This window comes from Caulobacter sp. GW821-FHT09B11, from assembly GCF_059418205.1.
Genome location: NZ_JBWKPK010000039.1, coordinates 1 through 13,277, shown reverse-complemented (window position 1 = coordinate 13,277; position 13,277 = coordinate 1). Strand labels below are relative to the sequence as shown.

Sequence of the window (13,277 nt, the reverse complement as noted above, 5' to 3'; positions counted from 1 at the left end):
AGGGTGGTAAGCGAGAGGTGCCCCACAACGCGCTAAAGCCCGCGTTAATCCTCTGGCAAGATGGTGCGCGCAACCGACCAACCGGCAGGAGAGCCATGGCCTCGCGACACAACCGCCCCGCTCCCGCCCGGTACGCCCCGAAGGCTGCCCCTCCGAAGGCCGCGCCCAAGCCAGTCTCGGCCAGCGCCCTGGCCCTGGGTCAGGAGGCAGCGCCCGCCGCCGCCTATGTCGGCTTCAAGGCGGCGCCCGTCGGCGACTCCGCCTCCAAGGAGGCCCTGGCCCGGCTGAAGCAGGCCACGCAAGGCGTGCGCGACAGCGCCCAGGGCCGCCTGCTCGACCAGGCGATCCTGGCCGTGCGCCGCCACGACTACGCCAAGGCCGAGCAACTGGCCCAGAAGGCCCTGTCGCAAGACCAGGGGCTGGGCGTGGCCTGGCACGTGCTGGCCGTGGCCCGCGAGAAGCTGGGCGACTTCGCCGCCTCGATGCACTGCTACGAGGCCGCCCTGAAGCTCCTGCCCAACCAGGACGCGGTGGCCGCCGACGTCGGCCGCCTGGCCTATCGCATGGGCATGCCCGACATCGCCGCCAAGCTCTTCCGCCTGCACCTGGCCCACCAGCCGGGCGACGTGGCCGGCCTCAACAACCTGGCCAGCGCCCTGCGCGACCTCAACGCCGAGTCCGAGGCGATCGAGGTGCTGAAACCCGCCATCGGCGCCCATCCCGAGCAGCCGATCCTGTGGAACACCCTGGGCACGGTGATGTGCAGCCTGGGCGACGGCGCCACCGCCCTGACCTTCTTCGACGAGGCCATTCGCCTGGATCCCGCCTTCGCCAAGGCCTATCACAACCGCGCCTACGCCCGGCTCGACCTGGGCGACGCCGAAGGGGCGCTGGCCGACTGCGACCAGGCCATCCGCCACAGCGTCGCCCGCGAGGACGTCGCCACCATCCAGTTCGCCCGCTCGACCATCCTGCTGGCCCTGGGCCGGGTGGCCGAGGGCTGGGCCGCCTACGAGGCCCGCACCTCGCCCGACCTGCCCGACGCCCCGCGCTTCGTGCTTGAGGGCCGCCAACTGGCCGCCGGCGAGCCCCTGGCCGGCAAGCGCCTGCTGGTGATGGCCGAGCAGGGCCTGGGCGACGAGGTGATGTTCGCCGGCCTGCTGCCCGACGTCGCGCAGGCCCTGGGCCCCGACGGCAAGCTCTCCCTGGTGGTCGAGCGCCGCCTCGTCCCGCTGTTCGCCCGCAGCTTCCCGGGCGCCGACGTCACCCGCCACCGCACCGTCGCTCTCGAAGGCCGCGTCTACCGCACCGCCCCCGAGATCGAGCGCTGGGACCAGTTCGACGCCTGGACCCCGATCGCCTCGCTGCTCCAGACCCTGCGCCCGAGCGCCGAGAGTTTCCCCGCCCGCGAGCGCTTCCTGACCCCCGATCCCGACCGTGTCGCCCACTGGCGGGGCGTGCTGGCCGATCGCCCGGGCCTGAAGGTCGGCGTGCTGTGGAAGAGCCTCAAGCTCGACGGCGAGCGCGCCCGCCTGTTCTCGCCCTTCCGCCTGTGGGAGCCTGTGCTGCGCACCCCCGGGGTCAGCTTCGTCAACATTCAGTACGGCGACTGCGACGAGGAGATCCGCATCGCCCGCGAGGAATTCGGCGTCGACCTGTGGACCCCGCCGGGCATCGACCTGAAGGAAGACCTCGACGACATCGCCGCCCTGACCAGCGCGCTCGACCTGACGGTCGGCTTCTCCAACGCCACCATCAACCTGGCCGGGGCCTGCGGCGCGCCGATCTGGATCGTCACCGCCGCCGCGGCCTGGACGCGCCTGGGCACGGACCGCTACCCCTGGTACCCGCAGGCCCGCGCCTTCGTGACCGAGAACCTGCAGAGCTGGGCCGGCGTCATGGACGAGGTGGCCCAGGCCCTGGCTGAAAAGGCCCGCGCATGATCGCCGCCGTCCTCCAGGCCCGGATGAGCTCCACCCGCCTGCCGGGCAAGGTGCTGGCCGATGTGGTCGGCGCGCCGATGATCCTGCGCCAGGTCGAGCGCCTGCGCCGCATCCCCTCGCTCGACCGCCTGGTCGTCGCCACCTCCGACGACGCCAGCGACGACGTCCTGGCCGAGACCCTGGAAGCCGCCGGCGTCGAGACCTTCCGCGGCCCGCTCGACGACGTCCTGGCCCGCTTCGCCGGCGCGGTCGAAGGCCTGGCCGACGCCGACCTCGTCCTGCGCCTGACCGCCGACTGCCCCCTGGCCGACCCCGACCTGATCGAGCGCCTGCTGGTCCATCACCAGGCCGTCGGCGCCGACTACTCGGCCACCACCCACCCGATCCGCACCTACCCCATCGGCCTCGACGCCGAACTGACCAGCGCCGGCCTCCTTCGCCTGGCCGCCCAAGAAGCCGCCGACCCCTACGAACGCGAACACGTCACCCCGTTCTTCTACCGCAATCCCGAACGGTTCGTGCTCGAAGGGGTGATGCAGGAGATCGACGAGAGCCCGGTGCGCTGGACGGTGGACCTCCCCTCCGACCTGGCTTTCGTGCGCGAGGTGTATGGCGCGCTGTACGCGGCGAACCCGGCGTTCACGTCGGACGACGTGCGGGCGCTGGTGGCGGGGCGGGAGGACTTGCGGGCATTGGGAGACTTCCCACGAGGGTAGGGTCTGTACTCGAATGACCACGCCCCTCCGCCGTCATCCCGGCCGAAGCGCAGCGTAGAGCCGGGATCCAGGGGCCGCCGCACCGCGCCGGCGACCGCCTCCGGGGAGATGAAGCGACCGCGGCGCCCCGTCCCCTGGGTCCCGGATAGCCTCTGCGAGGCTTCCGGGATGACGAAGAGGGGTAGGCTTGGGTTTCCCCCCCCTCACCCCTCCCGATACCGCAACGCCTCGATCAGCAGCGAGAACGCCGGCGAGGCGTGCCGGCGGCTGGGGTAATAGAGGTGGTAGCCCGGAAACGGCGGCGACCAGTCCTCCAGCACGCTGACCAGCTCGCCCGCGGCGATCCGGGACGCGACCACGTCCTGCGGAACATAGGCCAGGCCCAGGCCCATCAGCGCCGAGTCCAGCCGCTGGTCGAGGGTGTTGCAGACCAGCTGGCCGTCGACCCGCACCTTCAGCTCGCGGCCGTCCTTCTCGAACTCCCACGGGAACAGGCCGCCATAGGTGGGCAGGCGCACGTTGATGCAGTTGTGGTCGGTCAGGTCCTGGGGCGTCAGCGGCCTCCGGCGCGTGGCGAAATAGGCCGGCGAGCCGACCACGGCCATGCGCATCTCCGGGCCGATGCGCAGGGCGATCATGTCCTTGGCCACCTGCTCGCCCAGGCGCACCCCGGCGTCGAAGCCCTCGGCGACGATGTCGACCAGCCCGTAGTCGACCACGATCTCGACCCGGATGTCCGGATAGTGCGGCAGCAGCTTGGCGACGCCCGGCTGGAGAACCGAGCGGGCGGCGTGTTCGCCGGCGGTGATGCGGATCGTGCCCGATGGCCGCTCGCGCAGTGCGCTGAGGGCGGCGACCGCCTGCTCGATCTCCTCCAGGCGCGGGGCGATGGTCGAGAGCAGGCGCTCGCCGGCCTCGGTGGGGGCGACGCTGCGGGTGGTGCGGGCCAAGAGCCGCAGGCCCAGCCGCGCCTCCAGGCCCTTGATCGTCTGGCTCAGCGCCGAGGCCGACACGCCCAGCTTGGCCCCGGCCCGCGTGAAGCTGCGCTCCCGGGCCACGGCGGCGAAGGCGGCCAGTTCGTCGAAGCCCTGAGCCATTTGTTAGTCCTGCTAAAAACGACATGCCGATTATCGCGTCTAATCGCCGGAATGGGCCAGCGCTATCTTCCTCCTTGCAAGCCCCGCACTCAGGAGGACACCCCATGCAGACGCGCAAACTCGGCCAGGGCCTGGAGGTCTCCGCCCTCGGCTACGGCTGCATGGGCCTCAGCGCCGCCTATGGCCCCGCGACGCCGCGCGCCGAGGCCGTGGCCGTCATCCAGGCCGCCTTCGACGGCGGCGTGACCCTGTTCGACACCGCCGAGGCCTACGGGCCGTTCGCCAACGAGGCCCTGCTGGGCGTGGCCGTGGCCCCGTTCCGCGACCAGGTGGTGATCGCCACCAAGTTCGGCTTCGACATCGACATGGCGACCGGCGCGCGGACGGGCGGGCTCAACAGCCGGCCCGAGCACATCAAGGCGGTGGTCGAGGCCCAGCTCCAGCGCCTGCGGACCGATCGCATCGACCTGCTCTACCAGCACCGCGTCGATCCGGCCGTGCCGATGGAGGACGTCGCCGGGGCGGTGAAGGACCTGATCGCCGCCGGCAAGGTCGGGCATTTCGGCCTGTCGGAGCCCAGCCTCGACTCCCTGCGGCGCGCCCATGCCGTCCAGCCGGTCACCGCCCTCCAGAATGAATACTCCCTGTGGACGCGCGATGTGGAGGAGAACGGCGTCCTGGCCGCCTGCGAGGAGCTGGGGATCGGCTTCGTGCCGTTCAGCCCGCTGGGCGCCGGCTTCCTGACCGGCAAGATCGACGAACAGACGCAGCTGGACCCCACCGATTTCCGGTCGATCTCGCCCCGCTTCGCCGCCGACGCCCGTGCCGCCAACATGGCGCTGGTCGACCTGCTCAAGGCCATCGCCGAGCCCAGGCAGGCGACCCCGGCCCAGGTCGCCCTGGCCTGGCTGCTGGCCCAGAAACCCTGGATCGTCCCTATCCCTGGCACCACCAAGCGCCACCGCCTGGCCGAGAACCTGGGCGCCGCCGAGGTGGAACTGACGGCCTCCGACCTGACCCGGATCGCCGGGGCGGCGGCCAGGATCGCCATCATCGGGGCGCGGCTGCCCGAAGCCGTCCTCGCCCAGACCAACCGCTAGCCGCCAGGAAGATCAACATGAACCAACGCGCCCCGCGCGGCGTCGGTCGCCGCGATCTCCTGGCCCTGGGCCTGGCCGCCCCCTCTGTCATGGCCGGCGCCGCCCAGGCGCGGCCCGCCGGCCTCGAGCGCCGCAGGCTCGGAACGCTGGAGGTCTCCGGCGTCGGCCTGGGCGTCCAGAACATGAGCCGCACCTACCAGACGACGGTCCCGTACCGGCCCGAGATGATCAACATCATCCGCGCCGCCCACGATCGCGGCGTCACCTTCTTCGACGCGGCCGAGGCCTACGGCCCGCACGAGGTGGAGCGGATCCTCGGCGAGGGCGTAGCCCCGATCCGCGACCAGGTGGTGATCGCCAGCAAGTTCGGCTGGAACGTCGACCTGGAGACCGGCCAGCGCCGCCCTGGCCTCAACAGCCGGCCCGAGCACATCAAGCTGGCGGTCGAGGGCATGCTCAGGCGCCTGCGGACCGATCGGATCGACCTGCTCTACCAGCACCGCGTCGACCCCGCCGTGCCCATCGAGGACGTCGCCGGCGCGATCAAGGACCTGATGGCGCAGGGCAAGGTGCTGCACTGGGGCCTGTGCGAAATGGGCCCCCGGACCCTGCGCCGCGCCCATGCCGAGCTGCCGGTCACGGCCGTGCAGAACGAGTTTTCGATGCTGTGGCGCGGGCCGCAGGCCTGGGTGCTGCCGACCTGCGAGGAGCTGGGGATCGGCCTCGTCTGCTGGAGCCCGCTGGGCGTGGGCTTCCTGAACGGCGCGATCGACGCCGGCACCCGCTACGCCGACGGCGACATCCGCAAGCTGGAAGGCCGGTTCTCGGCCGAAAGCCTGCCGCACAACCTGGCGCTGGTCGCCCTGGTGAAGACCTGGGCCGAGCGGAAGGGCGCAGCCCCCGGGCAGATCGCCCTGGCCTGGCTGCTGGCGCAAAGGCCCTGGATCGTGCCGATCCCGGGAACCACCCAGATGGCCCACATGCTCGAAAACGTCGGCGCCGCCAGTGTCCGCTTCACGCCGGCCGAACTGGCCGAACTGAACGCCGCCGTCGCCGCGATCGAGGTCCAGGGCCTGCGCCTGCCGCCGGCCGTGCTGGCCTATTCCGAGGTCGAGGCCCCGCCGAGGGGGTGAGGGTGTCGGAGGCTCCCCCGCATCAACGGGGACTGGACCGGCATTCATCTCAAAGCTGTCTGCCCAGCCTTCACACCACCAGCCAAGCTGGCGCGTTGAAAAAGCGAATCATGCAACCTTGTGGAGTATGAAGCGCTCGTGGACTACATGGCTGGGTCTTGCCTACGTGGTGGTGATGCCAATCACTATCAGCGTATTGCTTGGCTGGAAGCAGATGCCTGCATTTGTTCAAGTGCTCGGCAGCGCAACGGCAGCTGCATGGGTGCAAGCGGTTGGTTCGATAGTTGCGATAATTGCCTCGGTAGTTACCGCCACCATACTGCAAGACCGAGAGCGGAGGCTTATTGCATCGGAGGCGGAAAGAGCCAACGTTGAAGCTATATTTGTGATCGGTGAGGATGTCGTCGCCACCCTTCGAAGGCTTAACACAAGAGCTGCTGAGCAATCATTTAAGCCTTCTGACCTCAGTTGGCAGCATGATGACGCTGAGCGTCTAGACAGAGTCCTTAGTCAAGTAGATCTTAGAACTTTAGCTAATAGTGATCTTGTCAATATAGTTGGTGGGCTTCATCGGAATATCCGCACAGGCAAGCGTCGCCTTGGTTTTGATGCGAAATTGATCAGGAGGGGCGGTCAGTCGGACACTATTCGCTTTCATGATTGCTATATTCAAGCGTGCTCACAGTTGGGACGACTGGAAAAATTAAGAAAGCGGTAAGTTTGACGCTCGGTGGTGTACGGGGCTTAAAACGGCATATGCGTCGCTTTCGGTGGTGCGATGAGTAGCGTCTCTCACACCCCGAACCCCTTCGCCGCCAGCTTCCCGCGCGCCGTCTCCCGCTCGCCCGCTTCCCAGTCGGCCTTCAGCAGCCCCAGCCCCACCACGTTCAGGGCCTTGCCGCCCTTGACCACGTGGGCGCGGTAGAGGGCCTCGCGCTGGAAGCCGAAGGTCATGTGGAGGCGCCAGACGGGTTCGTTGTCTTCGAGGACTTCGCACCACAGCTTTTCGAGGCCCAGGTCGTTGAAGACGTGCTCGATGACCCAGTATTCGACGAAGCTGCCGATCCCGAGGCCCCGCACGGCCGGGTCGGCGAGGTAGTAGGCCCAGGTGCAGCGCCGGTTGCGGGGGTCGATGTCGACGACGTTGGCCAGGCCCACCGGCAGGCCGTCCATCTCGATGATCCAGTAGCGGCGCGAGGGATCCTCGCCGATGCGGGCGAACCAGGCGGCGTGCTCGGCCGGGGTGATGGCGTGGTCGCTGTACATGTAGGGGGCGACGGCGGGCGAGTTGCGCCAGGCCAGCAGCCGGTCGTGATCCTGCGCCGCCACGGGGCGAAGCCTGACGTCGGGCATGTTCGAGCCTCCCCGGATGATCCTGCTCCCTCTGGCTAGCGTCGCCCGGGGGGAAGCTCAAGGGTTCAGGAGCGCCAGGAACCGCTCGGCTGTCCGCGCCGCGCCGCGTCCGTCGCAGACCGCCGCGGCCGCCGCCGACATCGCCGCGCGGCGGGGGGCGTCGGCGGCGAGGGCGGCGAAGGCGCCGGCCAGGGCCTCGTCCGATACGCTGGCGTCGAGGGCGATGTGCGCGCCCAGGGCCGACAGCGCCATCGCTGCTTCGCGCTGGTTGTCGGCCAGCACCAGCGACAGGGTCGGCAGGCCCAGCACGCAGCGCTCCCAGCTGCTCGACCCGGCCGCGCCGATGGCGAGGTCCGCGCTGGCCGTCAGGGCGGCCATGTCGCGGCTGTCGACGTGCAGGGAAAGGCGCGGGTCGGCGGCGGCCAGGGCGCGCAGGGCCGGCAGGCTGGGCGCCTGGCCGCCGACCACCACGTCCAGCCTCCGTTCGCCCAGCACTGGCGGCAGGGCGGCGACCACCCGGGCGGTGATCCCGCCCACGTCGGTCAGGCCCAGCGAGACCAGCACCCGCTCGACCTCGGACGTCGTCGCGCGGCGGGCCAGGGCCGTCTCGCGCAGGGCGGCGAAGGCGGGCGACAGGGCCGCGTGCGACGGCCCCAGCAGCAGTTGCGCGTCGGCCGGGACGAGGCCCGCATAATCCTGCGCGCGCCGCGAGATCCCGGCGTCGACCACCAGGCCGGCGGCCAGCGGCCGGTCGGCCAGGTCGTCCACCGCCAGGGCCGGGCGCTCGCCGGCGATCGCGCGGTGGTCGGGGGCGGACAGGCCGTAGTGGTCGAAGACCACGGCGTCGAAGCCGGCCGCCAGGGCGGCGCTTCCGGCGACCAGGGCCTCGCGGGTCTCGAAGATTCCGGTCGGTTCGGCTTCGGGCGCGAAGGCGGCCATCAACCCGGCGAGCGCCGGCGGCCCGGCGAAGGCCCACTCGACCCCCACTTGGGCGCCTTGCGCCTCCAAGGCTCGCGCCAGGTTCAGGCTGCGCATGAAGTGGCCGCCGCCGACCCTTTGGCCCGCATCGACGACGAACAGGATGCGCGGTCCGGGCATGGGGGTCTCGCGGGCGCGGGCGGAGGAGCCCGAGTGTGTGCTGGGATTCGTCCCCCTCGCCACCCCCTATCGCCGCCCCCCATCGCCACTGGGCGCGGAGCGAGGGAGGCGGCCGGAAGGGGATTTGCGCATCAAATCGCATTGGTCCTCTTTTGTCTGACAAATGAATCCACCATGCTAGGGCGACAGCGTCCGACCAACGGGGCGCGGGTAGAGGGAGGCGTGCATGCGGAAGATCCTGGCGGCCGGCGCGGCGATGACGGTTCTGGCGGCGGCGGGGGCGGGTCTCGCCCAGCCCAAGGTCGATCCGGTGCAGGTGGACGCGGCCCGTCCCGACTGGGAGAACCCGGCGGTCAACGCCCGCGGCAAGATGCCGGCCAGCGCCAGCCACTTCCCGTTCGAAAGCCGCGCCGCCGCCCTGGCCGGCGACATGACCAAATCCGCTCGCTATCTCAGCCTCGACGGCCAGTGGGCCTTCCACTTCAGCCCGTCGTCGGACGAGGTGCCGAACGGCTTCGAAAAGTCGGACTACGACGCCTCCAGCTGGAAGAGCATCAAGGTGCCGGCCATGTGGCAGGCGCAGGGCTACGACCAGGCCCGCTACAACAACATCACCTATCCGTTCCCCGCCAACAGGCCGCTGATCCCGCACGCGACCAACACGGTCGGCTCCTATCGGCGGACCTTCGAGGTTCCCGCCGGCTGGAGCGGCCAGGACGTCATCCTGCACATCGGCGCGGCCGGGGCCGCCTACCGCGTCTGGGTCAACGGGCAGGAGGTCGGCTACTACGAGGACTCCAAGCTGCCCGCCGAGTTCGACGTCACCAAGTGGGTCAAGCCCGGCCAGAACCTCGTCGCCATCCAGATCCACCGCTGGGCCGACGGCTCCTATCTCGAGGACCAGGACTTCTGGCGGGTCTCGGGCATCGAGCGGTCGGTCTATCTGAAGGCTGTGCCCCAGGCGCGGACCAGCGACGTCTTCGTCCATGCCGGCCTCGACAAGGCCTATCGCGACGGCGTGCTCTCGACCGAGCTGTCCTTGACTGCCCGCAAGGCCGCGCTGACGGCGCGGATGACCCTGCTCGACGGCGACAAGGAAGTCCTCAAGACCGAGACCAAGGTCGCCGCCGGCGCGGCCCGGACCGTGTCGCTGAACGCCGCCGTCCCGGGCGTCCGCCAATGGACCGCCGAGACGCCTAACCTCTACACCCTGCTGGTCGAGCTGCTCGACGCCAAGGGCGAGGTCGTCCAGGCCACGCCGCAGCGGATCGGCTTCCGCACGGTCGAGATCAAGGACGGCCGGGTGGCGGTCAACGGCAAGCCCATCGTCATCCGCGGCGTCAATCGCCACGAGCACGATCCGGAGACTTTCCACGTCATCTCCGAGGCCTCGATGCGCCGCGACATCGAGCTGATGAAGAAGGCCAACATCAACGCGGTGCGCACCTCGCACTACCCCAATGCGGAACTCTGGTACGCCCTGGCCGACGAGTACGGCCTCTATGTCATGGACGAGGCCAATATCGAGAGCCACGCCTACATGGACTACGGCAACAAGCACCCCGAGCTGCGCGAGAGCCTGCAGCTGGGCTTCGACCCGGCCTGGGAAGCCGCCCACCGCGACCGGGTGCTGAACATGGTCGAGCGCGACAAGAACCACCCGTCGGTGATCTTCTGGTCGCTGGGCAACGAGGCTGGCATCGGTCCCAATTTCGCCAAGGCCGCCGCCGCCGCCCGCAAGCGCGATCCTTCGCGCCTGATCTCGTATCTGGGCTGGGGCACGCTGGACTGGGAGCACCAGCCCAACGCCTACGTCGACATCTACGCCCCCATGTACGACGACATCGAGAAGATGGTGGACTGGGCGCTCGATCCGACCCGCACCCAGCCGATGATCCAGTGCGAATACGCTCACATGCAGGGCAACGGCGGCGGGAACTTCAAGGACTACTGGGACACCATCTACAAGTACGACAAGCTGCAGGGCGGCTTCGTCTGGGACTGGGTGGACCAGTCGATGTACCGCTACGCCAAGGACGGCCGGCGCTACTGGGGCGACGGCGGCGAGTACGGTCCCAATCCCGGCGGCGACATCGAGTTCGGCGACGGCATGATCCAGCCCGACCGCACGCCCAACCCGCACTATTACGAAGTCAGGAAGGTGCTCTCGCCGATCCAGTTCGGCGGGTTCGACCCGGCCACGGGCAAGGTGAGCGTGACCAACCGCCACGACTTCCGCGACCTGTCGGGCTTCGACTTCGAGTGGGTGCTGGAGGGCGATGGGGTGGAGGTCGCCTCGGGCGCCCTGCCGGCCCTCTCGACCAAGGCCCGGGGCGTGGAGACCGTGACCCTGCCGCTGCCGGCGATCGCGACCAAGCCGGGCGTCGAATACTTCGTCACCGTGCGAGCCAAGGCCAAGGCGGGCGCCGTGCCGATGACCCCAGCCGGTTTCGTGGTCGGCTGGGAGCAGTTCGCCGTCTCGGCCACGCCCAAGGCCGCCGTCGCCCGTCCCGGCGCCGTGGCCCTGACCGACGGCAAGGACGCCGTCGTGCTGGAGGCGGCCGGTGCGAGCCTGACCATCGACCGCGCCACCGGTCTCGTCTCGTCCTACGCCAAGGGCGGGACGGTGCTGGCCCAGGGCGGAGCGCCCAACTTCTTCCGGGCCGAGACCGACAACGACACCCTGACCGGCACGGTCGCCCAGCAGAAGCCCTGGCGCCTGATGACCGACGTGCGCCAGGTGCGCGCGATCACCGCCCGCAAGCTGGCGGGCGGCCAAGCCGAGGTCACGGTCGAGCACGCCCTGGGCGCGGGGGCGGCCAAGTTCGTCACCACCTATGTCATGGCTGGTGACGGGACGGTGGCGGTGAGCGGCGACCTGACGCCGCTGAAGGACGATTTGCCGCCGCCGGTGCGGGTGGGCCTGTGGTTCACCCTGCCCGACCAGCCCAAGATCGTCGAATGGCTGGGCCGAGGGCCGCACGAGTCTTACGTCGACCGCTTCACCTCGGCCCCGATCGGGCTGTGGCGCGGGGCGCTGGCCGACCAGAACCACGACTACATGCGGCCCCAGGACACCGGCAACAAGACGGGCGTGCGCTGGCTGGAGCTGTCGGGCGGCAAGGGCGTCGCCGCGCTAGGTTTGAGGGTCGAGGCCGCCGACGGGCCGCTGATGATGAACGCCCTGGCCTTCCCCTACCAGGACCTCTACCGCCGCGCGCCAGGGAGCTGGAAGTCGACCGACATCGTCCCCCACGGCGACGGGACCCTGCTGATCGACGCCGCCCAGTGGGGCGTCGGCGGCGACACCAGCTGGAACTTCGTCGGCCAGCCGCACGTGAAGTACCGCACGACCCTGGCCCCGACCCGGGTCAGCTTCCGGCTCGAGCCGTTCACCGGCGAGGGGACGGACGCGAGCAAGGCCAAGGCGGCCCGGGCGACCGAGGTGGAATAGGCCCGCTCAGCGGCCGGCGGGCGCGCCGTCGGCCGCCCGCCGGATGGTGGTTTCGAAGAAGCCGATCATCCGTTGCAGGTTGTCCAGGCTGATCCGCTCGTCGACGCCGTGGATGGCCGTGACCTCGGTCTCGGTCAGCACCAGGGGCTGGAAGCGGTAGATGTCGGTCGCGACGTCCTGGAAGAAGCGGGAGTCGGTGATCCCGAACACCAGGGCCGGGGCCGTCCGCGTCGGCTGGGGCAGGAAGGCCCCGGCCTGGGCGGCGATGATCCGGTAGCCGCGGCTTTCGGTCGAGGAGACGCGCGAGGCGGCGACCGGCGGCTGGGCCCAGTCGACCTCGACGCCGTCGATGCGGGCCGTGGCCTTGCGGGCGCGCTCGAGGATGCCGGCCGGCGTGTCGCGCGGGTGCACACGCACGTTGAGGCGGGCGGTCGCCAGGGTCGGCAGCACGTTCTCCTTGTCCGAGGCGCTGAGCATGGTGGGGGCGATCGTGGTGGAGACCAGCGCCCGGCCGGCGGGCTGGCGCATGACGCCGGCGCGGACCAGCGGCTCGAACGCCCACAGATTGCCCACCGCCAGCCGCTGGACGCCGCCGAGGTCGGGCGTCAGGGCCTTGAACGTCTGGGCCGTGACGCCGTCGATGCGCGCCCCGAAGCGGACGCCGCGGATCGCCAGGATCGCCTTGGCCAGGCGGTCGACGGCCGGACTGTCCGGCGGCACCGACGAGTGGCCGCCGGCGTCGCGGGCCTTCACCACCAGGGTTCCATAGCCCTTTTCGGCCACGCCGATGAAGGCGGCCGGCCGCTCGGTCAGCGAGAACGGGTCAAGCAGCATCGGGCCTTCGTCGATCAGGAACTCGGCCCTGACCCCGCGCCCGCGCAGCAGCTCGGCGATGGCCGCCGCGCCCGCGCCGGCGCCCTCCTCGTCGGGACCGAAGGCCAGGTAGATCGTGCGCTCGGGCTGGAAGCCGTCGGCGGCCAGGCGCTCGACCGCCTCCATGATCCCGACCAACTGGCCCTTCATGTCGAGCGCGCCGCGCCCCCAGACGTAGCCGCCCTCGACCACGCCGTCGAACGGCGGGTGGCGCCACTGGGCCAGGGTGGCCGGATCGGCCGGCACCACGTCCTGGTGGGCCATGAAGATCACGGCCGGCAGGTCGGGCGAGCGCCCGGGCCATGTGTAGAGGATCGCGCCGTCGGCCAGCACCTCGCGTTTGAGAACGGCGTGGGCGCGCGGATAGGCGGTCTGCAGGAAGGCGCGGAACTCGGCCAGGGCGGCGGGCGGCGGCGGCCGGCCGTCGTCGTACGACACCGTGCGGATCCGGATCGCCGCGCCCAGGCGCTCGGCGGCCGCGGCGGCCGCGGCGACCGGCGGTTCCGGCGC

10 protein-coding genes are annotated in these 13,277 nt (G+C 70.4%); 6 read left to right on the top strand and 4 right to left on the bottom strand.

Annotated elements, in window-relative coordinates; genetic code table 11:
• The first annotated feature begins 95 nt into the window (after positions 1-95).
• On the top strand, positions 96-1,943 hold the full coding sequence (locus AC07N1_RS22400) for a tetratricopeptide repeat protein (RefSeq protein ID WP_494673797.1): 1,848 nt from the start codon (positions 96-98) through the stop codon (positions 1,941-1,943).
• Positions 1,940-2,659, top strand: coding sequence for a cytidylyltransferase domain-containing protein (locus AC07N1_RS22395; RefSeq protein ID WP_494673796.1), 720 nt, complete (start codon positions 1,940-1,942; stop codon positions 2,657-2,659). Before AC07N1_RS22400 ends, AC07N1_RS22395 begins: the two co-directional genes overlap by 4 nt.
• Before the next feature lie 203 nt (positions 2,660-2,862).
• Here the strand turns inward: AC07N1_RS22395 and AC07N1_RS22390 are convergent, their stop codons facing one another.
• The gene (locus AC07N1_RS22390; protein WP_494673795.1) at positions 2,863-3,756 is read right to left on the bottom strand and encodes a LysR family transcriptional regulator; all 894 of its coding nucleotides are present in this window, start codon (positions 3,754-3,756) and stop codon (positions 2,863-2,865) included.
• A 104-nt stretch (positions 3,757-3,860) separates the two neighbouring features.
• Between AC07N1_RS22390 and AC07N1_RS22385 the strand changes: the two genes are divergently transcribed.
• The 3 genes from AC07N1_RS22385 to AC07N1_RS22375 all read left to right on the top strand — a co-directional run bounded on the left by AC07N1_RS22385 (position 3,861) and on the right by AC07N1_RS22375 (position 6,707).
• Complete coding sequence (locus AC07N1_RS22385) at positions 3,861-4,856, top strand: aldo/keto reductase (RefSeq protein ID WP_494673794.1); 996 nt, start codon at positions 3,861-3,863, stop codon at positions 4,854-4,856.
• A gap of 17 nt (positions 4,857-4,873) precedes the next feature.
• Positions 4,874-5,989, top strand: coding sequence for an aldo/keto reductase (locus AC07N1_RS22380; RefSeq protein WP_494673793.1), 1,116 nt, complete (start codon positions 4,874-4,876; stop codon positions 5,987-5,989).
• Positions 5,990-6,116: 127 nt separating this feature from the next.
• Positions 6,117-6,707, top strand: coding sequence for a hypothetical protein (locus tag AC07N1_RS22375; RefSeq protein WP_494673792.1), 591 nt, complete (start codon positions 6,117-6,119; stop codon positions 6,705-6,707).
• A gap of 74 nt (positions 6,708-6,781) precedes the next feature.
• Here AC07N1_RS22375 and pseH read toward each other — a convergent pair whose 3' ends face one another.
• The gene (pseH, locus tag AC07N1_RS22370) at positions 6,782-7,342 is read right to left on the bottom strand and encodes a UDP-4-amino-4,6-dideoxy-N-acetyl-beta-L-altrosamine N-acetyltransferase (protein WP_494673791.1); all 561 of its coding nucleotides are present in this window, start codon (positions 7,340-7,342) and stop codon (positions 6,782-6,784) included.
• Positions 7,343-7,399: 57 nt separating this feature from the next.
• Complete coding sequence (gene pseG / locus AC07N1_RS22365; RefSeq protein ID WP_494673790.1) at positions 7,400-8,440, bottom strand: UDP-2,4-diacetamido-2,4,6-trideoxy-beta-L-altropyranose hydrolase; 1,041 nt, start codon at positions 8,438-8,440, stop codon at positions 7,400-7,402.
• Between the two features lie 226 nt (positions 8,441-8,666).
• On the opposite strand from pseG, the gene AC07N1_RS22360 reads away from it, so the two are divergent.
• Complete coding sequence (locus tag AC07N1_RS22360) at positions 8,667-11,894, top strand: glycoside hydrolase family 2 TIM barrel-domain containing protein (RefSeq protein WP_494673789.1); 3,228 nt, start codon at positions 8,667-8,669, stop codon at positions 11,892-11,894.
• A 6-nt stretch (positions 11,895-11,900) separates the two neighbouring features.
• Here the strand turns inward: AC07N1_RS22360 and AC07N1_RS22355 are convergent.
• A partial coding sequence (locus AC07N1_RS22355; RefSeq protein WP_494673788.1) for a M20/M25/M40 family metallo-hydrolase occupies positions 11,901-13,277 on the bottom strand: 1,377 nt, incomplete at its 5' end.